The sequence below is a fragment of the Pseudarthrobacter kochi genome (assembly GCF_055412805.1).
In genome coordinates this window covers 16,474-40,581 of the sequence record NZ_JBVAYV010000030.1, presented here as the reverse complement: position 1 = coordinate 40,581, position 24,108 = coordinate 16,474, and the positions used below count along the sequence as shown (strand labels likewise).

Genomic DNA, 24,108 nt, shown 5'->3' with positions numbered 1-24,108 from the left:
TACAAGGAACCGGGGCGGCGTTGCGGCTAGTGTCCCTCGACGCCGAGGGTCGCCAGGAGGGAGGCCCGCATTCGGGCCAGTTCGACGGACCCGCGGTCCCGGGGACGGTCGCCAGGCACGGCGACGGTGCGCACGATGGTTGCGCCGGACGCCTCTGCTGCCGATCCTGCACCGGCGTTGTTTTCCTTGCCCAGGACGATGATCCGGTCGGCAAGCTGGAGGGCCTCGTCGACGTCGTGGGTCACCAGCAGGACGGTGGTGGGCTCGGCGCGGTGGATGTCCAGCAGGAGGTCCTGCATCTTGATCCGAGTGAGCGCGTCGAGCGCGCCGAACGGTTCGTCCAGAAGCAGGACACCGGGGTTGCGGGCAAGGGCGCGGGCCAGGGAGGCCCGCTGGGCCATGCCGCCGGAAATTTCGCGGGGGCGGTGCTTGGCGAAGTTCGTCAGCCCCACGAGTTCGAGCAGCCGGGCCACCTTTTCCTTGCCGTCCCTGGCGCTGATGCCGGTGGGCAGGCCGATGGCGATGTTGGCCTGCAGGGTGTGCCACGGCAGGAGGCGTGGTTCCTGGAAGGCGAAGGCGCAGCGGGAGTCAATGCCCTGGACGGGTGTGCCGTCGATGTCAACGCTGCCGGCGGTGGGGGAGTCGAGTCCGGCGGTGGCCCGGAGCAGCGTGGACTTGCCGCACCCGGACGTGCCGAGGATGGCCAGGACTTCCCCGGCGCGGATTTCGAAGTCGATGTCGCGCAGGACGTTGTGCGCTTCGGCACCGGTGCCGAAGGTGCGGCGCAGGGAGCGGAAAGCAACCGGCAGGGCCGGGGTGCGGGTGGTGGCTCCGGCGGCGGCGTCCAGGGACGTCTCAGGCGCGGAGCAGGACAGGACAGCAGTCATAGGGGCACTCCATCGGTCCTGGCAGTAGCACCCTACGGAAAGAGCCCCTCAGCCGGGTGGTCAGTCCGGCCGGTCCCACGGCTCTTGCCTTGCTATCGCCGGAGTCCAGGGAGGAATTCCGGCGACCAGGGTTGCTGCGGCTTCATCGATCCAGGTCTCTCGGCCGCTCGGGATGGTCGCTTTCTACTAAAACGGAAGTGGAGCTTTTTCCCAAATAGGGCTGTTTTTCGGCGTAATATTCGATCTTTCGCTGCCTGGGGGTCAGATCCTGGTCACTTGTTCGAAAGTGGCAGCCAGGCCGCCCCTGCCGGCGGCCTGCCGGCGGCCTGCCAGGATGCCCCCGCCGGCGCGGGTGGCCGTTGCCGCCCAGCCGATCGGTGCGGTTAGGCTGTGCACATGGCCCACGTCAACGATCCGGCAGTCCTCGAAAAGCTCATGCGCACCAAGGGGCGGTGGGCCATTGTCGGTTTGTCGACGAACCAATGGCGGGCCGCCTATGACACATCGCTGTTCATCCGTGACCGGCTCGGGATGGAGATCATCCCGGTGAACCTGCCCGCCGATACCGTGCACGGGGAAACCGGCTATGCCACGCTTGCCGCCATCCCCGCCGAGAAGCAGCCGATCGACGTTGTTGACTGCTTTGTGAATTCCCGGAAGGTGGGGGCGGTGGTGGACCAGGCGATTGCCGCCGGCGCGAAAGCTGTCTGGTTGCAGCTGGGCGTCATCGACGAGGACGCGGCGGGGCGGGCGAAAGCCGCAGGGCTCGACGTCATCATGAACGCCTGCCCTGCCCAGGACGCCAGACGCTTCGGCCTTTAGATCACGGGCGTGGGTCAGATGTCGGAGCCGGACATTCCGCTCTGCTAGTCTTCTGCCGTCATCCCTCCTTCGAACCCAGGACCAACCATGTGCGAAGAGCACCAGACCACGTTGCGGCCCCAGCCTGCGCGCCGGGCGGCGCTGGGTCTTCTCGGCGCCTCCCTTGCGACCGCCTTGGGGGCATGCTCCGTTCCGCAACCCACGGTGGCGGCCTCTGCAGAGACCGCGTCCGCCGCGCGTCCCGGGCCGCTGCTGCCCCCGGCACTGACCGCGGGACGGTTAGGAAACGCCGGTCCGGCGGCGCCGGCGGCACCGGCGGCCCTGCGGCGCCCGGGAGGCAAGCGCATCCGGCACAGCTTCATCCCCGATTTCAAGCTGCCGCCGGTTCAGCACGGCCTCGCGCCCGTCCTCACCAAGATCGAAACGAAACACCCGGTCGTGTTCCTGACCATTGACGACGGCATCACGCGGACCCCCGAAATGGTGGGCCTCATGACCGACTATGACTACCCGGCGTCCATTTTCCTCGCCCGAAACTTCATGCAGGCAGATCCGGGCTTCTTCAAGCAGTTCGCCGCCCAAGGGAGCTTGGTGGAGAACCACACGGTGAGTCACAACATCAACATGGTCAGTCAAATGGGATATCAGCAGCAGCTCTCGGAAATCACCGGCATGCAGGACTACGCCCAACAGCATTTCGGACGCCGCCCGACGCTGTTCCGTCCGCCCGGGGGCGCCTACTCCACTGCCATGCGGCAGGCAGCCGCGGCAGCGGGGATTAGGGCGATCGTCACGTGGGAGGCCAAATCGAGTGCCGGTCACATGGACTACCAGTATGGCAACGCCTTGCGCCCGGGGGACATTGTGCTGATGCACTTCCGGCCCGAGTTCGCCGCCGATCTGGCCGCGTTCCGTGCTGCCCAGCTGGCCGCCGGCCTTGAGGTGGTGCTGCTGGAGGACTTCCTCGGCGTCGCCTAAGCCGCTCCAGGGGCAGGACCGGGAATGTCGGTGGATGAAAGTAGGCTGAACCCATGGATGTAGCAGCGCTCCGGGGAATCTGCCTTGGCTTTCCCGGCGCTTTCGAAGACTTCCCTTTCGGCCCGGAGACGTCGGTCTTCAAGGTACGGGCCGCGGTGTCCGGCGGCAGCTGCCACGAAACCAAAATGTTCGCCCTCTCCGCCATGCAGCAGTCCGACTTCTCGGTAAGCCTGAAGTGCGAGCCAGCCCTGGCGGAGCAGTTGCGCGCGGCGCACCCCGAGATCAGTGGAGCGTGGCACTTGAACAAGAAGCACTGGAATGGCGTGCGCCTGGACGGCTCCCTGCCCGATTCGATGGTGCGCGACATGGTCGAGGATTCCTACGACCTCGTGGTGGCTTCGCTGAGCCGGCGCCAGCAGGAACAGCTCGGCTGGACGCGGCTCGCCGGCGGCCGGCGGTGAACGCCCGGATAGCAGCCGGAGAGCTGAACTATGGCGGGATCGGGTCCACGGAGCACGGCCCGCCGCCCGCGGACGCCGAATGCCTCCTCACCCACGCCTACGTGGGCGAGGGCACGGCCACCTACCGGCACGTGGTCCAGGGCATGCTGACCTGGCAGCTGCAGAAACGGGCGGGGCTGCGGGTCCGTGCGGAATCCGACATCGTGGTCTCCGGTGCGCGCGTGGTGAGCGGTTTCGGCGTCGGGCCGTTCCGGATCAACGCGCCGTGCGAGGTTGTCTGGGTCCGCCGCCCGGTGCCGGGAGACGGCCCCCAGTCCGCGGGTTTCGGCTACGGCACCCTCCCCGGGCATCCCGTCCGGGGCGAGGAAGCATTCGAGGTTTCGATCGATGCAGTGGGCCAGGTCCTGATCCACATCACGGCCTTCGGCGTGCCGTCCAACTGGTTCTACGCAGCGGGCGGCGCCCTGACGAAGCGGGCGCGGAGGCACATCACTTCCCGTTACATTGGGAGTGCACAGGAACTCGCCGCAGAAGTGGACTGAGAGCAGGCAGAATGCTGAAGCAACAGACCCTTGACCAACTATGGGACGTCAACGACCCGGCCCTGTCGGAGGCCCGCTTCCGCTCGGCGGCGTCCGATCCGGCCTACGACGCCGATGAACGCGCGGAGCTCACCACGCAGTTGGGCCGGGCCATCGGCCTGCAGGGCCGGTTCGAGGAAGCCGACGCGCTGCTGGACGCCGTCGACGGCGACGAGCCCACGGTGGCCGTCCGGGTGCTGCTGGAACGCGGCCGGGTGCTGAACTCCAGCGGCCACCCGGAGATGGCCGTGCCGCTTTTTGAACAGGCCGCCGAACTCGCGGACCACCTCGGCGAGGAATTCCTGGCCGTGGATGCGCTGCACATGCTTGCCATTGCCGACTCGGCCCACGCCGAAACCTGGACCCGGAGTGCGCTGGAATACGCCTCCACCGCGCATGACGCACGGACCCGGCAATGGCTCGTGGCCCTGCATAACAACCTGGGCTGGACGCTGCACGACGCCGGCCGCTGCACCGAGGCGATGGTGGAATTCCAGCTCGCCGCGCAGTGGGCGGAACGCATTGGCACCCCCCGGCAGCAGGAACTGGCCCGGGAAGCGATCCAGGCCTGCTGAGTTTCCTGCAAGAATTGGAACACCGTCCCGCCATCCCGAAAGGCACTTCCATGATCTTTATCGTCGTCAAATTCAAGGTCAAGCCCGACTGGTCGGACCGCTGGCTCGGCCTGGTGGAGGACTTCACCCGGGCCACCCGCGAGGAACCCGGAAATCTTTGGTTCGACTGGTCCCGCAGCGTCGAGGATCCCGACGAATTCATCCTGGTCGAGGCCTTCAAGGACGCCGCCGCCGGGGACCACGTCAACAGCGCCCACTTCCAGCAGGCCATGGCGGACATGCCGCAGGCCCTGCAGGAGACGCCCCGGATCATCAGCCGCCAGCTCGACGGCGAAGGCTGGGACCGGATGGGTGAGCTCACCATCTAACCTGCGTCGAGTGCTCCGCAACGGCCCTTTTGAGCCCCCAAAACGGCGTTTGCGGAGCAATCGATGGGAAAATTCGTGCATGTGGATTGGCTGGATTGAATTCGATGTCCTCCTTGGCGACGTTCACACTCTCAAGGAGAAGCGCTCCATCGTGCGCCCCGTGCTGGCCGAACTCAAGCGCCGCTTCGACGTCTCCGTGACCGAGGCCGGACTCCAGGACCAGTACCGGCGCGCCGTCATCGGCGTCGGGCTGGTCGCGGCGGACCGGGCGCACGTGATCGAGGTGCTTGCCGCCGTCGACCGCTTCATGGCCGCCCGCCCCGAACTGGAACTCCTCAGCGCCCGCAAGCGCGAACTCCGCAGCGACGACTAGCCCCCATCGATTGCTCCGTAAACGCCCTTTTGAGGCGCCATAACGGCACTTACGGAGCAGCGGATGGAAGGTGTGGATAACTTCTGCGGCGTCTGCGCGGTTCTGGTCTGATGTAGCCATGAAAACCGCGCGCCCGCTGCCGGACGATTTCCGGAGACGCCCCTTCACCGTTGTCGACGCCGCGGAGGCCGGGGTGTCGCGCAAGCGGCTCCGCCACCGCTCCCTCGCGGCGCTGGGAAGGGGGATTCGTTCCCAGGAGCCGACGCTGGAGCTTCCTTTGAGCGTTAGAGTGCGGCCTTTCATTGAGGTCAACGAGCGATGCGCCGCGTCGCACCTCACCGCGGCGGAGCTTGGTTCGCTTCCGGCGCGGCGGCAGAAGGAGGGACCGCAGATGTACCACGTGATCAGGCCCGAGGGAGCAGCCCATCTCAACCGGCCACATGTCATCGTTCATCGGATGAGGCTCTACGACGACGAAATTACGCTCCTGGACGGGATTCCCATCACCACCCCGGAGCGGACCTGGCTGGATCTGGCCGAGATGCTGACCGTGGACGAACTCGTGGTGGCCGGCGACAGCTGTGTCCGGGTGCCCCGGCTTGAGCTCGAGGGCAGGGACCTGCCGTTGTGCAGCCTCGCTGATTTGCAGCGGATGATCGACCGCCACAAGGGAAAGCGTGGTGTCCGCAAGGCCAGGGAGGCCATCAAACTGATTCGAGTGGGCTCAGATTCACCGCAGGAGTCCTTGCTGAGGCTTGCCATTGTCCGGGCCGGATTGCCGGAACCAGAACTAAACGTGCCGATCATCGACGACGGCGGAACGCGGCACCACGAACCCGACTTGTCGTATCGGAAATACAGGATCGGCATCGAATACGAGGGCGAGAACCATGGAGACGAAGAGCAGATCGTTCGCGATATTGCCCGTTCGGAGCGGTACACGGCCCTCGGCTGGACCGAGGTCCGGATCTCCAAGCGGCACATGCACAATGGCGCCAAGGCAGCTGTAGCCAAGGTCCGGGCCGCGCTTGTTCAAGCCGGCTGGCGTCCGGGCCGGTGAACCAAAACGACTGCTCCGTAACTGCCGTTTTGAGGGTTCAAAAGGGCCGCTACGGAGCAGTCGATGGAGGTGGCTGGGAACGTCAGCCGAAGTACTTCGGCAGGGTCGCCTCGTGTGCTTCGCGGAGCGACTCAAGGTTCATGGTGTCCACGCCGTTGATCTCCAGCGTGCCGCCCTCGGCGTCCACGACGCCGATCCGGACGTGCGCGAAGCCGCGGGCGGTGCACATGTCCTTGAACCGGATCTCCTCGGAGCGGGGCACCGCCACGATGGCGCGGCCCTGGGTCTCGGAGAACAGGGCCGTGAACAGGTCCACGCTGTCGCGGTCCAGGACGTCCTGAAGCGCGATCCGGGCACCGACGCCGTAGCGCAGCGAGGACTCGACCAGGGCCGCCGCGAGGCCGCCTTCGGAGAGGTCGTGCGCGGAGTCCACCATCCCGTCGCGGGAGGCGTTGATCAGGATTTCTCCCAGGGCGCGTTCTGCCGCGAGGTCAACCTTGGGCGGCAGGCCGCCGAGGTGGCCGCGTATGTTGGACCACTCCGAACCGTCCAGTTCCGCCGCCGTCGTGCCGAGCAGGTAGATGGCCTGGCCGTCTTCCTTCCAGCCCGACGGCGTGCGGCGCGCAACGTCGTCGAACTTGCCGAGCACGGCCACCACGGGGGAGGGGTGGATGGGGGTGGTTCCGGTCTGGTTGTACAGCGAGACGTTGCCGCCGGTGACCGGGATGCCCAGCACCATGCAGGCGTCGGACAGGCCGCGGATGGCCTCGGCCAGCTGCCACATCACGTCGGGGTCCTCGGGGGAGCCGAAGTTCAGGCAGTCGCTGACGGCCATCGGCACGGCGCCGGACGTGGCGACGTTGCGGTAGGCCTCGGCCAGAGCCAGCTGTGCGCCGTGGTACGGATCGAGGTAGGTGTAGCGGCCGTTGGCGTCGGTGGCCAGGGCCACGCCCAGGCCGGTCTCCTCGTCCACCCGGACCACGCCGGCGTCGTCCGGGAACGCCATGGACGTGTTGCCGCCGACGTAGCGGTCGTACTGGTTGGTGATCCAGGATTTGCTGCACATGTTGGGTGAGGCAACGAGCTCGGTGATGGCGGCGGCCAGTTCCGCGGGGGCGGACGGGCGGCCCGCATCCTGCACGGAGCCGGTGAAGGCGTCTGCCTGCACGGCGTCCTGCCACTCGGGGCGGGCGTACGGGCGGTCGTAGACCGGACCGTCGTGGGCGACGGTGCGCGGGTCGACGTCGACGATGACCTCGCCTTCCCACGTGATGATGAGGCGGCCGGTGTCGGTGACCTCGCCCAGCCAGGAGTACTCCACGGCCCACTTGTCCATGACCGCCTCGAACGCGGCGATGTTTTCCGGGGTGACCACGGCCATCATGCGTTCCTGCGACTCGGACATGAGGATTTCGCCCGGGGTCAGGGTGGGGTCGCGGAGCAGGACGGACGTCAGCTCGACTTCCATGCCGCCGTCGCCGTTGGAAGCGAGCTCGGACGTGGCGCAGGAAATACCGGCGGCGCCGAGGTCCTGGATCCCCTCAACCAGGGAGCCCTTGAACAGCTCGAGGCAGCATTCGATCAGGACCTTCTCGGCGAAGGGGTCGCCCACCTGGACGGCGGGGCGCTTGGACGGCTTGGTGTCATCGAAGGACTCGGAGGCCAGCACGGAGGCGCCCCCGATCCCGTCGCCGCCGGTACGGGCACCGAACAGCACCACCTTGTTGCCCTTGCCGGAGGCGTTGGCGAGGCGGATGTCCTCATGCCGCATGACCCCGACCGCGAGGGCGTTGACCAGCGGGTTGCCCTGGTAGACGGAGTCGAAGACCATCTCGCCGCCGATGTTCGGCAGGCCCAGGGAGTTGCCGTAGCCGCCGATGCCGGCGACGGCTCCGTGCATGACGCGGGCCGTGTCCGGGTGGTCAATGGCGCCGAAGCGCAGCGGATCCATCACGGCGACCGGGCGGGCGCCCATCGAGATGATGTCGCGGACAATCCCGCCGATGCCGGTCGCGGCACCCTGGTAGGGCTCCACGAACGACGGCGAGTTGTGGGACTCGATCTTGAACGTCACGGCCCAGCCGTCGCCCAGGTTGGTGACGCCGGCGTTTTCGCCGATGCCCACGAGCATGTCCTTCTTCATCTCGTCGGTCACCTTGTCGCCGAACTGGCGCAGGTGGTTCTTCGAGGACTTGTAGGAGCAGTGCTCGCTCCACATCACGGAGTACATGGCGAGTTCCGCGCCGGTCGGGCGGCGGCCCAGGACCTTGACCACCTCGTCGAACTCGTTCTGCTTCAGGCCCAGCTCGGCCCAGGGGAGCTCGACGTCCGGGGTCTTGGCAGCGTTCGCGACGGTGTCGATGTTGAACTTCTTGGCCTCGGTGGCGGTGCCGACCGTCCGGCCTGCCGACGTCTCCGTCATTTGTTGTCTCCCACGATCTTGGTCAGTACTGAGGTGAAGAAGCCCAGGCCCTCGGTGCCGGAGCCGTTCTCGGGGCCGAAGCCCGTCTCCACGGCGTGTTCCGGGTGCGGCATGAGGCCCACCACGTTGCCGGCGGCGTTGGATATGCCGGCGATGTCACGGCGGGAGCCGTTCGGGTTCCAGCCGACGTAGCGGAACACCACGCGGCCCTCCGCCTCCAGGGCGTCGAGGGTCTTCTCATCCGCGATGTACTGCCCGTCCTGGTTCTTCAGCGGCACCGTGATTTCCTGTCCGACGGCGTAGTCCCGGGTCCAGGCGGTGGTGTTGCTCTCCACCCGCAGGACCTGGTCCCGGCACATGAACTTCAGGTGGTCGTTCTTGATCATCGAGCCCGGCAGCAGATGTGATTCGGTGAGGATCTGGAAGCCGTTGCAGATGCCCAGGACCGGCAGTTTGGCCTCCGACTTGGCGGCGTCGATGATCTTGGCCATCAGCGGCGCGAAACGGGCGATGGCGCCGGCGCGGAGGTAATCGCCGTAGGAGAATCCGCCGGGGATGACGACGGCGTCGACGTCACCCAGGGTGGTGTCGGCGTGCCAGAGCGGCACCGGGGTGGCGCCGGCCAGGCGGACCGCACGGACGGCGTCGCGGTCGTCCAGGGTCCCGGGGAACGTGACGACGCCGATCTTCGCACCGGCGAGGGTGCCTGTACCGGGAACGTCGGCGGCTTCGCCGATCAGGGGGAGTTCAGTCATCTCAGGCCTCGACGACCTCGACGTTGACGACGTCCTCGATGACCGGGTTGGACAGCAGGGTCTCGGCGGCGTTCCGGGCCTGGGCCAGGATTTCCTCGGTCACCTCGCCATCGACCGTGAGTTCAAATCGCTTGCCCTGGCGGACAGAGCTAAAGGCGGTGAAGCCCAAGCGGGGGAGTGCACCCACGATGGCCTTCCCCTGCGGGTCGAGAATCTCGGGCTTGGGCATGACGTCGACAACGATCCGGGGCATCCGGCAACTCCTGTGCGTGAGCATTGGGTAAGGGCGCAGCGGAGTGGTGCCGTCTCACGCCGATCCGCTGTGTGGTGGGGACAGTTCTCAGAAATACAGCGTGAAAGAGCGCTCCGCGAGCTTGCATCCCTATTCTACCGGCCGCGGCGCGTCCGGCCGCATTCGGGCCGGGTCTGTGAACGGTGCCCGCCCTGCCGCCGTGCAGCCGCGCCGCGAAGACCCCCGCGGCAGTCCGTCCGGCCCGGGGCGGCCGGGGCCGGGCTATGGCCACTCCGGTGCGCCGTCAGTAGGATGTGCGCATGGCTGAGAAATCGAAATCCGTGGTCCTGCCCGTCGTTGCTGCCGCTGTTTTCGCGGGCCTGGGCCGGATGGTCCTGCAGAAGATCAAAGCGGACCGGAAAGCCCGGGAGAGCAACGTGGCCGGGCCGCTCGATGAGAAGACCCGGGCCTGGATCAGCGAAGTTGTCAGGACGCCGCGCCAGTAGGACACCCCAGGACGACTGCCGGCGGCGGGCCCGCCCGCATCCGGCCCCGGAGTGGACTGCCCTCCACGTATGGGCTTCGAGCGCCGTCGGGGCCTCCCGCCGCTGCCAGCCCCGTGACTCTTGTCGCAGCGTGTGACAATTTTTGATTTCTTCATTGTGTGCTATGTCATAACTGGCTCTCAGTCTGTACTGTATGAATCGGCTGGTATCCGTCGGGGCCGTGAGAGTCTCAGCTCTTTCTGTCCGGCCAGTCCTTTGGCCCGGCAGCTGCGCCGGGGCCGTTCCTTATGAAAGGTTCAACCACACGTGAAATCACCAGGAAAGAGCTTCCTTCGAAGCGGGGGACTCCGGAGGGCCGTGGCACTGACCCTGGGCTTGCCGGTTCTCTTGTCAACAGTCGCGATCCAGCCCGCCACCGCGGCGCCGGTGCAGGGCGCCACCGTTGCGGGAGTGGCACAGAAGAATCTGGATCCGAACAGCTTCAAGGACGGCCGCTACATCGTCGTCCTGACCGAGAAGCCCGCAGCCACGTACGATGGCGGGACGCCAGGACTGGCGGCAACCAAGCCGGAATCGGGCAAGAAGCTCGACACGAGGAAGGCCGAAGTCAAGCAGTACGAGTCGCACCTCGAAACGAAGCAGGCCGAGGTTGCGGGCAAGCAGAACGTCCAGATCAATAGGCAGTTCACCGCGGCCCTCAACGGATTCAGCGCCAGCCTCACCGCGGATCAGGCCATCAAGCTGGCCAAGGACCCCAGTGTGCTGACGGTGGCCCCCGACACGGAAAACGCGCCGGACTACTCCAGCACCGACTTCCTGAAGCTCAGCGGAGCCAACGGAACCTGGGAGACGAAGTTCGGTGGCCAGGACGGCGCCGGCAAGGGCGTCGTCGTGGGCGTCATCGACACCGGCTACACCCCTTCCAGCGCGTTCTTCGCCGGGGACGAGGTCAAGCCCCTCGTTGGCCAGCCTGTCGTCGGTGTCCCGTACAGGACGGCGGACGGCAAGATCGCGATGCTCAAGTCCGACGGCGAGACGTTTATCGGTGAGTGCCAGAAGGGCCAGGACTTCGACGGTTCTGCCTGCAACTCCAAGGTCCTGAGCGCGCACTACTTCGCCGAGGATTTCCTGAAGTACGTGCCCCCGGGCAACCGTGCCTCGGAGGAACTGCTGTCCCCGGTCGATGTCGCCAGCCACGGCACCCACACGGCCAGCACCGCGGCGGGCAACGCCAAGGTCGAGGCCTTCGTGGACGGGCGCAGCTTCGGCGTGACGAGCGGCGTCGCCCCGGCCGCCAAGCTCTCCGTTTACAAGGTCTGCTGGGAAGACACCGACCCCAACACTGGCGGCTGCTACAGCTCTTCGTCCGTGGCCGCCGTCGACCGGGCCGTCAAAGACGGCGTCGACGTGCTGAACTACTCGATCTCCGGCTCTGCCACGTCCGTGATCGACCCGGTCTCGATTGCTTTCCTGAACGCCGCCTCAGCAGGCATTTTCGTCGCCGCTTCCGCCGGTAACTCCGGACCCACGGCCAGCACCGTCAACCACGGCGCGCCGTGGGTCACCACGGTCGCGGCCAGCAGCTTCTCCCAGGAGCTCCAGGGCACCGTCGAGTTCTCCGACGGCACCAAGTTCCGCGGCGCCAGCATCATGAACCGCGAGGTCAAGGGTGCCGGCGTCGTCCTGGCCGCCAAGGCGGCCATCACGGCCGGAAACGCCAACGCGGCCCTCTGTGGTCCGAACACACTGGACCCCGCCAAGGTCGCCGGCAAAGTCGTGGTCTGTGACCGCGGCTTCTTCGACCGCGTCGCCAAGAGCGCCGAAGTCAAGCGTGGCGGCGGCGTTGGCATGATCCTGGTGAACCTCAGCAATTCCTCGCTGGACACCGATCAGCACGCAGTCCCGACCGTCCACGTGAACCCGCCGGCCACCCAAGCCATCAAAGCCAAGGTGACGGACACCCCTGACATCAAGGTTTCCCTGGTCAACAAGGACACCACCGGACTGCCACTGGAGGCACAGCCGCAAATTGCCGGCTTCTCCTCCCGAGGCCCGCTGCTGGCCACGGATTCGGACCTGCTGAAGCCTGACGTCGCCGCTCCGGGTGTTGCAGTCCTGGCCGGTGTGTCGCCGATTGGCGCTGACGGGGCAAAGTTCGGGTTTATGTCCGGCACCTCCATGGCAGCACCTCACGTTGCCGGCTTCGGTGCGCTGCTCCTGGGCAAAAACCCGAACTGGTCCCCGGCCACGGTCAAGTCCGCAATGATGACCACGGCAGGCAACGTCGTGAACGCCGATGGCTCCAAGAACACCGACGTCCACGCCACCGGCGCGGGCCAGGTGGACCCGGCACGCATGGTCGATCCGGGCCTTGTCTACGACGCCAACGACGAGGACTACTGGAAATTCATCCAGGGCACGGGAATCAACCTCGGCCTGCCGTCCAGCACGCTGCCGCGCGACATGAACGTCGCGTCCTTCTCGCTGGGCAACCTCACCGGCAAGGTCACCGTGACCCGGACCGTGACAGCCCTAACCCCGGGCGTCTACAAGGTCAAGGCCGATGTGCCCGGAATCCAGGTCAACGTGGCTCCGGCAGCCCTGAACTTCAAGGCCGCCGGCGAAAAGAAGACCTTCAAGGTCACCTTTGAGAACAAGGGCGCTGCCCTTGGCAAGTTCGCCATGGGGTCACTGAGCTGGGAGGGTGCCGGCAAGACCGTTACCTCGCCGATCGCAGTCCGGCCCCAGTCTGTCGTCGCCGCGAAGGATGTCTTCCTGAGCACCGACTCCGGCACCGGATCCGGCGACATCAGCGTTGTCTCCGGCACCAACAACCCGATCAACATGACCCTGGACGGCCTGTCCAAGGCGGATTCCACTGCCGTGGAGCTGGTTCCGGGACCGTTCGCGGGCCAACCCGACGCTTCGACCTTCGTGAAGACTGTCAACGTCCCGGCCGGTGCTCCGCTGGCCAAGTTCTCAGTCATCTCCTCTGACCCGGGCGCGGACTTCGACATGTGGGTGGTCACGCCCCGCGGCGTCGAAGAGGTGGCGACGTCGTCGTCCAGCGAGACGCTGTCGATTGCGAATCCGGCTGCCGGCTCGTACACGATCTACGCGAACCTGTACTCCAGCCCGGGCGGCAAGGCCACGAAGGCAAGCGTCGATGCCGCGATCCTCGGTGCCAACGAGAACAATGCGACCGTCACGCCGAACCCGCTGGTGCTGCCGAACGGTGAAACGGGCAAGATCACGCTGAACTGGACCGGCCTTGAGCCCGGCTCCTACATTGGCCGGATCACCTTTGCCGGTGCCAGCGAGCCGACGTTCGTCACCGTCGTCGTGAACGCCGCAGGCGCCGCCTCGGTGGCGCCGACGTCGGAAGACGCAACCGCGCAGTCCAAGTTCCAGAATCAGGAGCTTGAGCGCCCCAACAACGCCATCTAGGCGCAGCTCAACCTGACAGCACAGGCAATGGCCGGCGGTTTCCACCGCCGGCCATTGCCTTTGCTTGTTAGCCGGTGCGCCTGCGGGGTTCCGCGCGGATCAGATTGCCCCGGTCGAACCCGCATTTCCGCCGAGCAGCGGCGCCATGGCACGCCAGCGGGCGATCTCGCAGCCATCGGTGCGGCGGAACGTGCTGCGGACTTCCCGGCCCAGGAACCAGCCGGTCACTTCGGCGATCTGGGGACCGCCGTACTGCTGGGTGCACATCTTCGGCGGCCCAGGCTTGGGGAAGAAGATGTCTTCCCCGTGCTGGGTGACCGCCGCGAGGGCGGCCGCGGAATCCGGCAGGGTGCACCCCTCGGCGGGTGCGCCGCCGCTTGCCGCCAACCGGAATACATATTCCGGGGCGCCCGGGGCCTCTGTCAGGCGGACGGTGAGATCGATCTCGTGGTGGCTGTGACGTTCGTGCGTGGCGGTCATTGCTGTCCTTCCGTGGGTTCTGGGGCAGGGCCTGAACCCAGCGACTGAAGCAGGGGAGTGAGCTCCAGCAGCAGCCGATGCCGCAGCTCCTGCGACTCGGCCGAAAAAGCCCGCTGGTATTCAACGTACGCGGCTTTGCCCTCGGCCGTTTCGATCAGGATGGCGGGATAGCCCCACTCTTTCAAGTCATACGGGGACGCCTGCATGTCCATGGCCCTGATCCGCCAGGAGAGCTCGAAACAGTCCATCACCAGCTCGCTGGGCAGCAGCGGGGCAAGTTTATAGGCCCACTTGTACAGGTCCATGTTGGCGTGCAGGCACCCGGGCTGTTCCATGGTCCGCTGGTTCTCCCGGCTCGGGATGAGACTGTTCAGCGGCACCGCATCCGGAGTGTAAAAGCGGAAGGCGTCGAAGTGCGAGCAGCGGATCCGGTTCTCCTCCACCACCGCGTCGGTCCGTTCCGGGCCGAGGCGCAGCCGGAGGTACTCGTGCCGGAGTTCGAATTTGTCCTGCCGGTAGACCATGGCCCATTCGTGCAGCCCGAAGCAGCCGAACTGGGCCGGCCGTGCCGCCGTCCCGGCCAGGATGATCCCGGCGAACTGCAGGGCGTCCCGCCGGTCCCGGACAAAGGCCTCGACGTCGACTGCGACGGCCGTCGTTCCCGCCGCCAGCCCGGCGGCGGCGAGTTCGCCGTCGTCGGGCGTGCGGTAGTACTTCCAGCCGGCACGCTCAGCCGCGGCGGGACCGGAGAGCACGACGCCGGCGCCCGGGTGCCAGCGCAGCAGCTGCCCGGGCTTTTGGGTGTAGTAGGTGAAGAGGAAGTCCTCGACGGGGTGCTTCCTGCCCGCGGACCGCCGGGCCAGGTACGGATCCGCGTATTTCCGGACGCGCGCCTGATGGCTGGCCTGGCGGGGCAGCCAATCATCCTGCGGGAGTGCGTGCAGCTTAGACTCCGCCGGTGGAGCCAAGGACGTCCTTGGCGGCATTCCAGAGGGCGATCTCGCAGCCGTCGCGCAGGGTGAAATTCATTTCGACCGGCCGGCCGTCCACCACTCCCGTGACGGTGGCCTCCTGCGGGCCGCCGTACTGCATGGTGCAGGCCTGGCCCGTTGGCCGGGGTGCGGGGCTGAGGATCGCCGCGTTGCTCTTCAGGGCGGTGCAGGCCGCGGCGGCGTCGGGATGCTGGCTCTCGGCGGCCGGGACGCCGTCCACGCAGACCAGCGTGAAGTTCGACGGTGTGCCGGTCGCGGACGGTTTGACCATGATGGCGAGTTCGGCGTTGCCCTGGCCTGGACCTGAGGTGACCGGCGCGGCAGACGGCGAGGGGGCCGGGGTCTTTGTTTCGGTATCCGGCGAGGGGGTGCCCGTCGGGGAGGCCGTTGTCCCGCCCGTCGGACCGGTGGCCGTGGTTGACGGCGACGGCGTGGTCCCTGGCGAACAGGCGGCCAGGCCGGCCACCGCCATCAGAACGAGCGCCGCGTGGCTCAGTTGCTTGCGCATCAGCAGTCCTCCTGTGTTTTGCCCAGTCTACCGCCGGGGCGGGCCGCCGGAGGGGCCCTTCGTGGCAGCAATCAGGTCCATCATGGAGGCATGCAGTGTGGTGACCTGCTCCCGGGTCAGGCCCAGTCGCTCCATCATGGTCCCCGGCACGGCAGTGGCCTGTTGCCTGAGCGCGGCGCCCAGCGGCGTCAGGCCCACGGCAAGGGTCCGTTCGTCGCCCGGCACACGCTGGCGAGTGATGAACCCGGCCGACTCCAGGCGGCGCAGCAGGGGCGAGATTGTTGCCGGTTCCTGGGCGAGGGCCCCGCTGATGTCGCGCAGAGAGCGGGGGCTGGACTCCCAGAGGCAGAGCATCACAAGATACTGGGGGTGGGTCAGTCCGAGCTGGTCCAGTACGGGTTTGTACGCGCCGACGACACTGCGGGACGCGACCGTGAGCGCGAAGCACAGCTGGTGCTCAAGCAGGAGATCGTCCTGGGTTCCCTCGGCCACATCCGCCACGTGGGTCCTCCCCTAGATAGTTAGTGTGCTAATCATTAGCGTACACTTGAGGGTATCGTCTCGTCCTTAGGAGTGAAGTGTGATGGCCAAGAAAAGCGCCGAAAACGGCTCGCAGAGGTTCATGCGCGCAACGGGCAGACTCCGGATGATTTTTGGCCCCGCCAACCGCAGCGCCCTCGGGCACGAGATGACCGAGCAGAACCGGCAGCTTCTGGCCCAGCGCGAAGCCGAAACCCGGCAGTGGGAGACCCTCCACCGCCCGGACGGCAGCACCTACGTTGTGCCCCGCAACCCCGAGGACAAATCACTGCGTTAAGTCGTCCCCCGGGCCGCGGTTCGGGACGAAAATTCCGGCACGTTCCGGGCCAATTTCCGGGCGGCCGCGCCCGTAGTGCCTCACGTCAAGATGCTCGCGAAACGGCTGTGCGTGCCTCACGTATTTTTGCTCGCGTGGGCGACTGACGCATTGCCTGGGTCTTGTCGGCGGCGAGGCTGATGAGCTGGAGCTGGATGTCCGTGATTCCGCGGGTGAGATCGGCGGGATTCGTGGAGTTGAACAGGGCCTCGAGTTCAGCGGCCTTGGCGGGTGTGAGCACACGCGCGTCGGTGACCCGCTGGTAGTGGGTCCGGGGTTTGTCGTAGACGCGGGTCTTGTGACCGTTCCGGTTCTCCCGCCAGCCAATGGCCTTCTTCGTCGCGGTAAACATGTTGAACCGGATCCGCACCAGGGCGTAGAGCTCGTTGAGCAGCTGCAGTTCCAGCGCGGTGTCGTACGGGTAGTGGAAGGCGTGGCGGCGCCACGATGTCGCCGTTTTTCTGCTCCACGTGGGCGTTGTTGTTGGACTTGTAAGGCCTGGCCCGCGTGAAGTAGATGTCCCGGGCCGATGCCCAGCCGACGAGGGCATGATTGATGAACTCCCCGCCGTTACCGGTGTCCAAACCAGTGAGCGGGAACGGCAGACGCTCGGCGACGGTTTCCATCGCCGCGAGGATCCACTTGTAGGCGCTGTTACGGATCGCGACGTTCTCCGTCCAGCCAGTGAACACGTCGGTGGCGGTCAGTGTGCGGGCGAATTCCCCCACCAGCGCAGGGCCGCAGTGCGCGACCAGATCCGCCTCGATGAACCCCGGAACCTGCTCGTGTTCCTGTCCTGCCCGGCGCACCGCGATGGCGGCGCGGAGCTCGCTGCCGGCCTTCGTGGCGGACAATCCCTTCGGCGCCATCCCCGCCCGGGTGGGCCGCAGCAGCCGGTCGATCGTGGCCCCGGAGACGGCCATTAGCTGGTCCCGGATTTCCGGGCTGAACCGGACATTACGAAGCTCCCCGAAGGTCTCCAGCTTCGGCAGCCACAGTCCCGTCGTCGCCGCGAGATACTTGCCCGACGGCATCCCGGCCAGCCGCCAGACCCTGATCAAGGCCGTCAGCGTGTCGTATCCATAAGTCCGCGGCCGGGCTTCCGCTTCGCCTTCCGGACCGGGGTCTTACGCTTCAGCGCCGTGGACAACGCGCGGCGGGCTTTGGCCCGGGACCAGCCGGTGACCGCGACCAGGTCATCCAGGATCCGGCCCTTGTCCTTCTTGGCCGCCCGCGCGTACTCCGCCGCGGATTGCTTGGTGATTTCCCTGCGCGCTGACAACGACAATCCCTGACCCATCCATCATGGTCCCAGCAGCACCCGGGGCCGGACCCGTTTCGCGAGCATTTGCCAAATGAGGCACGCACCCCATTTCGCGAGCACTATTCGTGAGTCTCGTCGCGCCCATGCCTTTTCCCCCCGGCGGGCGTAAAATGAGGGCACTGGCACCAGCTACTTAGCCGCAACCGTTTAGCGCGGCCCGGACGCTGGAGAGGGGGTGGGAATTGTGGCACTTGCACTGAGGAAGATGGCACTCAGGCAGCATCTGCACCCGTCGTCATGGGCACGCTTCCTTTTCGGCCCTGCCTCGCGTGGGGATACCGCCGCGCCGGTCGTGCACAAGAATGATGACTTCGAGCAGGCTTCCGAAATGGACCTCGCCGGGTTCGAAGTGGAGACCGATGCTCACGGACATCACTATGCGGTCCGGAAGGAAGACCTCCCCAAAGAGGAAATCTGAGCATCGCGCGCCCGTCAGGAAACGCGCCCGTCACGGGAAAGGGAGCGGCACATGCCGCTCCCTTCCCAGTTAACTCCGGCTGCTATTCCTCGGTGCGAAGGTCAGCGGCCCGTGCCGCCGTACACTGTGGCCTCGTCCTCGCTGTCCAGGTCGAAGGCCTTGTGGATGGCGCGCACGGCATCGTCGAGCAGGTCGGCGTGTGTGACGACGGAAATCCGGATCTCCGAGGTGGAGATCATGTTGATGTTGATTCCGGCCTCCGAGAGCGCCGCGAAGAACCGCGCCGAGACTCCCGGGTGCGAGCGCATGCCGGCGCCGATCAGCGACAGCTTGCCGATCTTCTCGTTGTACTCGATGCTTTCGAAGCCGATCCGGTCCTGCGCGGCGTGCAGGGCGGCGAGGGCGTCGGCGCCCTCGACGATCGGCAGCGTGAAGGAAATGTCGGTCCGGCCCGTGCCGTGGGTGGACACGTTCTGGACGATCATGTCGATGTTCGAGTGCGCATCGGCGATGACCTGGAAGATCGCTGCAGCCTTGCCGGGGATATCGGGAACCCCGACAACCGTGACCTTGGCTTCCGAACGGTCGTGTGCAACACCGGAGATGATTGGCTGCTCCAAGGCAACTCCCTCTTGGGTTGTGATCTTGTCGTCGGGGCTGGGCAGGACCCAGGTACCTTCGTTCTGGCTGAATGAGGACCGGACATGCAACGGCACTCCGAAACGGCGCGCGTACTCGACGCAGCGCAGGTGCAGGATCTTGGCGCCGGACGCCGCCAGTTCGAGCATTTCCTCGCTGGAGATCCGATCGATCTTGCGGGCGGACGGCACGACGCGCGGATCGGCGGTGTAGATCCCGTCGACGTCGGTGAAGATCTCGCAAACGTCCGCATCGAGGGCGGCGGCCAGCGCCACCGCCGTCGTGTCCGAACCGCCGCGGCCCAGCGTGGTGACCTCGTGCGTGGTGCGGCTCATGCCCTGGAACCCAGCCACGATCGCGATGTGCCCCTTGTCCAGGGCGGTGCGAATGCGGTGCGGGTCGACGTCGATGATCCGGGCCTTGCCGTGGATGCCGTCAGTGATCATTCCGGCCTGGGAGCCGGTGAAGGACTGGGCCGACGCGCCGAACTTGTTGATGGCCATGGCGAGCAGGGCCATCGAGATGCGTTCCCCGGCGGAGAGGAGCATGTCCATTTCCCGCGCCGGGGCCGAGTCGGTGACCTGCGCGGCGAGGTCGAGGAGTTCATCAGTGGTGTCGCCCATGGCGGACACGACCACCACCACCTCATCGCCCGCGTTCTGGGCATCCACGATCCGCCGGGCCACGCGCTTAATGCCCTCGGCATCCGCCACGGAGGAACCGCCGAACTTCTTCACCACAAGGTGCTTCGTGGTGGCAGCAGAGACGGGCAGCCCCTGTGGCTGCGGGCCGGGCTGGACTTCGGTAGTGGGCAAACTCATGCGCGCACCCTCACTGGATCATCGGGGTTCTGGGCCAGGCAACCAAACGGCGCGACGGCGTAACTTCTCATCCCAGTTTATCGCCGAGACCCCTCGGTTGCTGAATTGTGACCGCATGCCAGACACCCGCGTTCCCGCTCCCCGGGACATGCCCTCCGCTGGGGAAAGCGACTGGACATGCCCACCTGCTATCCGGGACATGCCCTCCGTTGGCGCGGGCTGATGGGCATATTGGCACTTTGTCCATCCGTATGCGCGGGGGCTGGGCATGTCCCATGCGGGGTTGAATTAGTCCGGCGGAGCGCCCGGTTTGGCAGCGGTCCGGGGTCCACTCGGCTACGGGTTCCGGTCCAGTCTGTAGCGCCTGGAGGGAAGGTTCTTGCCCGTTGTGTCCTGCGCGGACGTGAAATGGCGGTCCTGCCGAAAGCCCAGGCCCGCCAAGAGCCGTCTGGAGGGGAGGTTGGGTTCATAAACGCCGGCGAACACCGTTTGTGTTCCGCGTTGTTCGAAAAGCCAGCTGACCAGGGCACCCGCTGCCTCGCGGCCCAGGCCACGGCCGTGGTGGCCGGGATGGAGAATATACCCGAGGCTTCCGCAGTCGGCGGGTATCTTGCCCGGCGCCGGCGGCTCTGCCGAGTTCCACGTCCGGCCGTCACCAATGACCTCACCCGTCTCGCGGAGCTCTATGGCCCAGCCGAAGCTGAACCAATCCACGCTGGACGATTCCGCGGCATCGACCAGCCGAAGGATTCTGGCGAAGTTCTCCTCGGGACTCAGGGGTTCATGGGACAGATACTGCGTGGCCATGGGATCGCCGCGGAACCGCAGGACCGCCGCCGCATCGTCGATTTCCAGCGGACGCAGCACCAGGCGTTCGGTGCGGACCGGGGCAGGTAAGGACATGGCGGGGCGGTCTACGATCAGCTCAGGGCGTTGCGGCGGCCCTCGAACGCGCGGCCCAGAGTGACCTCGTCCGCGTATTCGAGATCGCCTCCCACGGGCAGGCCTGAAGCAAGACGGGTGACAGCGATGCCAATCGACTTGAGCATGCGCGCCAAGTAGGTGGCCGTGGCCTCGCCCTCCAGATTGGGGTCGGTGGCGATGATGATTTCCTGGATGGCGCCGTCGTTAAGCCGGGTGAGGAGTTCACGGATCCGGAGCTGCTCGGGGCCGATGCCCGCAATGGGATTAATGGCTCCGCCCAGCACGTGATAACGGCCGCGGAACGAGCGGGTGCGTTCCACGGCGAGGACGTCCTTGGATTCTTCGACGACACAGATGATCGAGGGATCCCGGCGCGGGTCCCGGCAAATATTGCACAGTTCCTGCTCTGTGACGTTGCCGCAGACCGTGCAGAATTTCACCCGTTCCTTGACCGTGATGATGGCATCCGCGAGCCGTTTCATATCCTGCGGGTCGGCCTCGAGAATGTGGAAGGCGAGCCGCTGGGCGGACTTGGGCCCGACCCCGGGAAGGCGTCCGAGCTCGTCAATCAGCTCTTGAACTGCACCTTCGTACACTTTGTCCTCGTTCGGTTGGGGTGGTGACGGGCGGAGGGCCCGGCGGGACGGCTAGAAGCGCGGCGGCAGCGGACTTCCGTCCAGCGACCGCTCTTCCACGAGTTTTCCGCCCAGGATTCGTTCGACGGCGGCCCGTCCGAAGACGCCTGATTCCTCGATCGTTTCGTCGTCCGCGCTGGGGATGTCCTGGACATAGGTGGTGGTGGCGGCAGCACGGGCCGGAGCTTTGGCGCGTCCAGCCTCCGCCTCGGGGCTGTTGGACAGCCGCTGATACAGGCTTTGCCGGCCGCTGGACTGCTGCGCCGCGGGGGCCGTGACCGGTGCGGCTGCTGCTCCGGCGGTCGGAGCAACCGCCGCAGCGCTCACGGAGACTGCAGCGCCTGCCGGCACCAACTCCGATGAGTCTCCCCAACCGTTCGACGAGGAGGCGACAGGCTCATACGTGGCGGAAGCCGATACTGCCGCGGCGTACTGCGGGACCTGGGCCGCGGCAGGTTCGTAGTGCGGGGGTTCAGGCTCCGGGGTTGGGTCGGGAGTAATGGATTCCTCGGGCCGGTAGCCTCCGACGTTGGAGTCCGCGCCAATCGTCCAGATGCCGGGGGCCTGCTCGACGGCCCGTGCCCACGGGTCGTTGGCGGTGTCCGGAGCTTGGGGCGCCGGCGTGTGTGTCTGGGACTTCTTGGCAGCAGCACCGGAACGCGCCGGGGCGGCGGTCTTCGTGCGGTCAGATGCGGGTGCCGGCTGGGCGGCCCGGGCGAGGGCGGGTGCCGAGGGGTCCCAGTCCATGGGCGGTTCCTCGTCCAGCGGCGGAGCGTCCTCGTCGCGCGGAGGTCCCCAGTCGTCGTCGGGGTGGGCATACGAGCCGGCGGAGTCCGGGGCGGCGCCCGGCTGTTCGCTTTCAGCCGCGTCTGCCGGAGAAGTGGCCCGCGGTTCCGCCGGGGCTGCAGTTGCGGGGACGTGCGCCGATACCGGGATCTGGACGGGCTCGTCCGGGGTAGTCGGGACCCGGACGGGCGAGGCAGGGGTAGCCGGGGCCTGGACCGCCGCAGACCGAACGGCGGGGGCGGCGGCCGGAGCCTGCACCGTCCATTCCGGCTCCGTTTGCGCCGGGGCAACCGGGGGCAGGCCCCAGTCAGCGTCAGTGGACGTGGCCGGAACATCCCGGCTAGCGGGTGCTTTTGGGTTTGGCTCAGAGCTCGCTGCGCTGTTGCTTCCGCTGGCCACTGCAGTGATCTGGCATTCGATGCCGATCGTCTTGTGGATCGCCTGTCGCAGGTTCTCGGAGTGATCCGCCCGGCCGAACGCACCAGCAAGCCCGGACGTGGTGAAGGCGAGCGTCAGGACATGGTCTTCGAAGTGGCCCACCTGGGCATTTGGCTCGACGAGGGCCCACGTGCTGCGCTTGATCTTGGTCAGCGTCTGCAGGATCTCCGGCCACGCGCGGCGGAGGACTTCGACGTCGGGCCCGGATCCTGAGCCAGGCGCCGCGGCGGTCGCAGCCGCAGGCACCGAGGGCGCCGGCAGGCTCTGGGCAGGTTCTGCCGGCGCAGACGGTGCCGCGGCAACGGGAGCTGCGCCGGAGGCATCCTGGCTGGACGGGGCCGGAGCGGGCGACGCAGTGGTCGCTGCCTGCACCGGCGCGGACGCCGGTGTAGGCGTGGCCTTCCCGGAAGCCCCCCGGTTGACCGCGGCGGGCTCGTCGACGGGCCAGTCGCGGGTGCTGACGCGCGGAGCAGTGAGCGCTTCCCGGGCCGGTTCGGCATCGCGCTCAGGGGCAGCGGCAGGTGCGGCGGCCGCCGGGGCTGCAGCCGCAGGTCCGGGAGATGCAGCTGCCGGAACCGGAGACGCCGCTGCGGGAGCGGTCTGGGCGGCGGGAGCCCCGACGTCGTTCCCGGCGTAATTCAGGCGGCGTTCCACCCGGTCGATCCGGGCGGCGATGCCGCGCTCGGTCTGCTCGGAGGACGGCAGCAGGATGCGGGCGCACAGCAGCTCCAGGTGCAGCCGCGGCGAGGTGGCACCGGTCATCTCGGTCAGGGCGGTGTTGGTGACGTCCGCCGCCCGGGACAACTCGGCCGCCCCCAGGTTGTGGGCCTGGTTCTGCAGGCGCGCGATCTGGTCGGCGGGCATGCCGCGGAGGATTGACTGGGCGCTTTCCGGCATGGCCTGGACGATGATCAGGTCCCGGAAGCGCTCGAGCAGGTCCTCCACGAAGCGGCGCGGGTCATGCCCGGTCTGGATGACCCGGTCGACCGCTCGGAAAACCGTAGCGGCGTCGGACGCTGCCACGGCCTCCACGACGTCGTCGAGCAGGGAAGCATGGGTGTAGCCCAGCAGTGCGACGGCGAGCTCGTAGTCCAGCCCGTTGGGTCCGGCGCCCGCCATGAGCTGGTCCAGGACGGAGAGCGAATCCCGCACCGAACCGCCGCCGGCGCGGATTACCAGCGAGAGCACGCCGGGCGCCACGGGAACGTCTTCCTGGGTGCAGAGCAGCTCCAGGTACGCCATGAGCGGCTCGGGCGGCACGAGGCGGAACGGGTAGTGGTGGGTGCGGGAGCGGATGGTCCCGATGACCTTGTCCGGCTCCGTGGTGGCGAAGATGAACTTGATGTGTTCCGGCGGCTCTTCGACGATCTTGAGCAGGGCGTTGAAGCCGGCCGAGGTGACCATGTGGGCTTCGTCGATGATGAAGATTTTGTAGCGGTCGCGGACGGGGGCGTAGGTGGCCCGTTCGCGCAGGTCGCGGGCGTCGTCGACGCCGCCGTGGCTGGCAGCGTCAATTTCAATGACGTCGAGGGATCCGGAGCCGCCTCGGGCGAGTTCGACGCAGCTGGCGCACCTGCCGCAGGGGGTGTCCGTGGGCCCCTCAGCACAGTTCAGGCAACGCGCCAGGATACGGGCAGAGGTGGTTTTTCCGCAGCCGCGGGGGCCTGAGAAGAGGTAAGCGTGGTTCACTCGGTTCTTGCGTAGGGCCGTCATCAGCGGCTCGGTGACGTGTTCCTGCCCGATAACGTCCGCGAACGAATCGGGGCGGTATCTGCGGTAAAGGGCGGTAGTAACAGTCACAGATAAACCCTACCAATCGG

Annotated in this window: 26 protein-coding genes; 12 read left to right on the top strand and 14 right to left on the bottom strand. The window is 66.9% G+C overall.

The window, feature by feature from the left end; translation table 11 throughout:
* Window positions 1-26 precede the first annotated feature (26 nt).
* The gene (locus tag ACZY0Y_RS14410) at window positions 27-887 is read right to left on the bottom strand and encodes an ABC transporter ATP-binding protein (protein WP_463958689.1); all 861 of its coding nucleotides are present in this window, start codon (window positions 885-887) and stop codon (window positions 27-29) included.
* A gap of 396 nt (window positions 888-1,283) precedes the next feature.
* On the opposite strand from ACZY0Y_RS14410, the gene ACZY0Y_RS14405 reads away from it, so the two are divergent.
* The 8 genes from ACZY0Y_RS14405 to ACZY0Y_RS14370 all read left to right on the top strand — a co-directional run bounded on the left by ACZY0Y_RS14405 (window position 1,284) and on the right by ACZY0Y_RS14370 (window position 6,105).
* Window positions 1,284-1,709 carry a CoA-binding protein gene (locus ACZY0Y_RS14405; RefSeq protein ID WP_463958687.1) on the top strand — a complete coding sequence of 142 codons (426 nt, stop codon included), beginning with the start codon at window positions 1,284-1,286 and terminating at the stop codon, window positions 1,707-1,709.
* 87 nt (window positions 1,710-1,796) lie between these two features.
* Entirely contained in the window at window positions 1,797-2,687 is an 891-nt protein-coding gene (locus ACZY0Y_RS14400) for a polysaccharide deacetylase family protein (protein WP_463958685.1), read from the top strand.
* A gap of 53 nt (window positions 2,688-2,740) precedes the next feature.
* Entirely contained in the window at window positions 2,741-3,148 is a 408-nt protein-coding gene (locus ACZY0Y_RS14395; protein WP_463958683.1) for an MmcQ/YjbR family DNA-binding protein, read from the top strand.
* Window positions 3,145-3,690, top strand: a complete 546-nt coding sequence (locus ACZY0Y_RS14390; RefSeq protein WP_463958682.1) for a DUF1990 domain-containing protein — start codon at window positions 3,145-3,147, stop codon at window positions 3,688-3,690. Before ACZY0Y_RS14395 ends, ACZY0Y_RS14390 begins: the two co-directional genes overlap by 4 nt.
* A gap of 11 nt (window positions 3,691-3,701) precedes the next feature.
* Window positions 3,702-4,304, top strand: a complete 603-nt coding sequence (locus ACZY0Y_RS14385; RefSeq protein WP_463958681.1) for a tetratricopeptide repeat protein — start codon at window positions 3,702-3,704, stop codon at window positions 4,302-4,304.
* Window positions 4,305-4,354: 50 nt separating this feature from the next.
* Window positions 4,355-4,672 carry a putative quinol monooxygenase gene (locus ACZY0Y_RS14380; RefSeq protein WP_463958679.1) on the top strand — a complete coding sequence of 106 codons (318 nt, stop codon included), beginning with the start codon at window positions 4,355-4,357 and terminating at the stop codon, window positions 4,670-4,672.
* A 79-nt stretch (window positions 4,673-4,751) separates the two neighbouring features.
* The gene (locus ACZY0Y_RS14375) at window positions 4,752-5,045 is read left to right on the top strand and encodes a DUF503 domain-containing protein (protein ID WP_463885954.1); all 294 of its coding nucleotides are present in this window, start codon (window positions 4,752-4,754) and stop codon (window positions 5,043-5,045) included.
* A 118-nt stretch (window positions 5,046-5,163) separates the two neighbouring features.
* A complete protein-coding gene (locus ACZY0Y_RS14370) occupies window positions 5,164-6,105 on the top strand; it encodes a putative endonuclease domain-containing protein (protein WP_463958677.1) in 942 nt (313 codons plus the stop codon).
* A gap of 82 nt (window positions 6,106-6,187) precedes the next feature.
* Here ACZY0Y_RS14370 and purL read toward each other — a convergent pair whose 3' ends face one another.
* The 3 genes from purL to purS are packed head-to-tail and all read right to left on the bottom strand — an operon-like array spanning window position 6,188 to window position 9,535.
* Window positions 6,188-8,527, bottom strand: coding sequence for a phosphoribosylformylglycinamidine synthase subunit PurL (purL, locus tag ACZY0Y_RS14365; RefSeq protein ID WP_463958676.1), 2,340 nt, complete (start codon window positions 8,525-8,527; stop codon window positions 6,188-6,190).
* Window positions 8,524-9,282, bottom strand: coding sequence for a phosphoribosylformylglycinamidine synthase subunit PurQ (gene purQ, locus ACZY0Y_RS14360; protein WP_463958674.1), 759 nt, complete (start codon window positions 9,280-9,282; stop codon window positions 8,524-8,526). Before purQ ends, purL begins: the two co-directional genes overlap by 4 nt.
* Window position 9,283: 1 nt before the next feature.
* A complete protein-coding gene (purS, locus tag ACZY0Y_RS14355; RefSeq protein WP_011690410.1) occupies window positions 9,284-9,535 on the bottom strand; it encodes a phosphoribosylformylglycinamidine synthase subunit PurS in 252 nt (83 codons plus the stop codon).
* Between the two features lie 299 nt (window positions 9,536-9,834).
* Between purS and ACZY0Y_RS14350 the strand changes: the two genes are divergently transcribed.
* Complete coding sequence (locus ACZY0Y_RS14350) at window positions 9,835-10,020, top strand: hypothetical protein (RefSeq protein ID WP_463958672.1); 186 nt, start codon at window positions 9,835-9,837, stop codon at window positions 10,018-10,020.
* Between the two features lie 357 nt (window positions 10,021-10,377).
* A complete protein-coding gene (locus tag ACZY0Y_RS14345; protein ID WP_463958671.1) occupies window positions 10,378-13,467 on the top strand; it encodes a S8 family serine peptidase in 3,090 nt (1,029 codons plus the stop codon).
* Between the two features lie 99 nt (window positions 13,468-13,566).
* Here the strand turns inward: ACZY0Y_RS14345 and ACZY0Y_RS14340 are convergent, their stop codons facing one another.
* From ACZY0Y_RS14340 to ACZY0Y_RS14325, 4 genes are read right to left on the bottom strand one after another with little or no spacing between them, the layout of a single operon-like run.
* Window positions 13,567-13,947, bottom strand: coding sequence for a serine protease inhibitor (locus tag ACZY0Y_RS14340; RefSeq protein WP_463958669.1), 381 nt, complete (start codon window positions 13,945-13,947; stop codon window positions 13,567-13,569).
* Window positions 13,944-14,933: a 3-methyladenine DNA glycosylase gene (locus ACZY0Y_RS14335; RefSeq protein WP_463958667.1), complete on the bottom strand. Its 990-nt coding sequence runs from the start codon at window positions 14,931-14,933 to the stop codon at window positions 13,944-13,946. Before ACZY0Y_RS14335 ends, ACZY0Y_RS14340 begins: the two co-directional genes overlap by 4 nt.
* The gene (locus ACZY0Y_RS14330; protein ID WP_463958665.1) at window positions 14,893-15,447 is read right to left on the bottom strand and encodes an SSI family serine proteinase inhibitor; all 555 of its coding nucleotides are present in this window, start codon (window positions 15,445-15,447) and stop codon (window positions 14,893-14,895) included. The genes ACZY0Y_RS14335 and ACZY0Y_RS14330 overlap by 41 nt, the downstream gene beginning before the upstream one ends.
* Before the next feature lie 27 nt (window positions 15,448-15,474).
* On the bottom strand, window positions 15,475-15,948 hold the full coding sequence (locus ACZY0Y_RS14325; RefSeq protein ID WP_463885936.1) for a MarR family winged helix-turn-helix transcriptional regulator: 474 nt from the start codon (window positions 15,946-15,948) through the stop codon (window positions 15,475-15,477).
* Window positions 15,949-16,030: 82 nt separating this feature from the next.
* Here ACZY0Y_RS14325 and ACZY0Y_RS14320 point away from each other — a divergent pair, with 82 nt between their 5' ends.
* The gene (locus ACZY0Y_RS14320) at window positions 16,031-16,264 is read left to right on the top strand and encodes a hypothetical protein (protein ID WP_463958664.1); all 234 of its coding nucleotides are present in this window, start codon (window positions 16,031-16,033) and stop codon (window positions 16,262-16,264) included.
* Window positions 16,265-16,518: 254 nt separating this feature from the next.
* Here ACZY0Y_RS14320 and ACZY0Y_RS14315 read toward each other — a convergent pair whose 3' ends face one another.
* Together ACZY0Y_RS14315 and ACZY0Y_RS14310 are read right to left on the bottom strand one after the other, a co-directional pair.
* The gene (locus ACZY0Y_RS14315; protein WP_463958663.1) at window positions 16,519-17,364 is read right to left on the bottom strand and encodes an integrase catalytic domain-containing protein; all 846 of its coding nucleotides are present in this window, start codon (window positions 17,362-17,364) and stop codon (window positions 16,519-16,521) included.
* Window positions 17,365-17,369: 5 nt separating this feature from the next.
* The gene (locus ACZY0Y_RS14310) at window positions 17,370-17,585 is read right to left on the bottom strand and encodes a hypothetical protein (protein WP_463885983.1); all 216 of its coding nucleotides are present in this window, start codon (window positions 17,583-17,585) and stop codon (window positions 17,370-17,372) included.
* Between the two features lie 247 nt (window positions 17,586-17,832).
* Between ACZY0Y_RS14310 and ACZY0Y_RS14305 the strand changes: the two genes are divergently transcribed.
* Entirely contained in the window at window positions 17,833-18,045 is a 213-nt protein-coding gene (locus ACZY0Y_RS14305) for a hypothetical protein (protein WP_463885987.1), read from the top strand.
* Window positions 18,046-18,146: 101 nt separating this feature from the next.
* On the opposite strand, the gene ACZY0Y_RS14300 is transcribed toward ACZY0Y_RS14305, so the two are convergent.
* From ACZY0Y_RS14300 to ACZY0Y_RS14285, 4 genes are all read right to left on the bottom strand, one after another.
* Window positions 18,147-19,505 (bottom strand): aspartate kinase, encoded by a 1,359-nt coding sequence (locus ACZY0Y_RS14300; protein ID WP_463885981.1) that lies wholly within the window; start codon window positions 19,503-19,505, stop codon window positions 18,147-18,149.
* Between the two features lie 336 nt (window positions 19,506-19,841).
* The gene (locus tag ACZY0Y_RS14295) at window positions 19,842-20,408 is read right to left on the bottom strand and encodes a GNAT family N-acetyltransferase (RefSeq protein ID WP_463885979.1); all 567 of its coding nucleotides are present in this window, start codon (window positions 20,406-20,408) and stop codon (window positions 19,842-19,844) included.
* A 17-nt stretch (window positions 20,409-20,425) separates the two neighbouring features.
* The gene (gene recR / locus ACZY0Y_RS14290) at window positions 20,426-21,025 is read right to left on the bottom strand and encodes a recombination mediator RecR (RefSeq protein WP_024366686.1); all 600 of its coding nucleotides are present in this window, start codon (window positions 21,023-21,025) and stop codon (window positions 20,426-20,428) included.
* Between the two features lie 51 nt (window positions 21,026-21,076).
* Window positions 21,077-24,088, bottom strand: a complete 3,012-nt coding sequence (locus ACZY0Y_RS14285) for a DNA polymerase III subunit gamma and tau (RefSeq protein WP_463958661.1) — start codon at window positions 24,086-24,088, stop codon at window positions 21,077-21,079.
* Window positions 24,089-24,108: the final 20 nt, after the last annotated feature.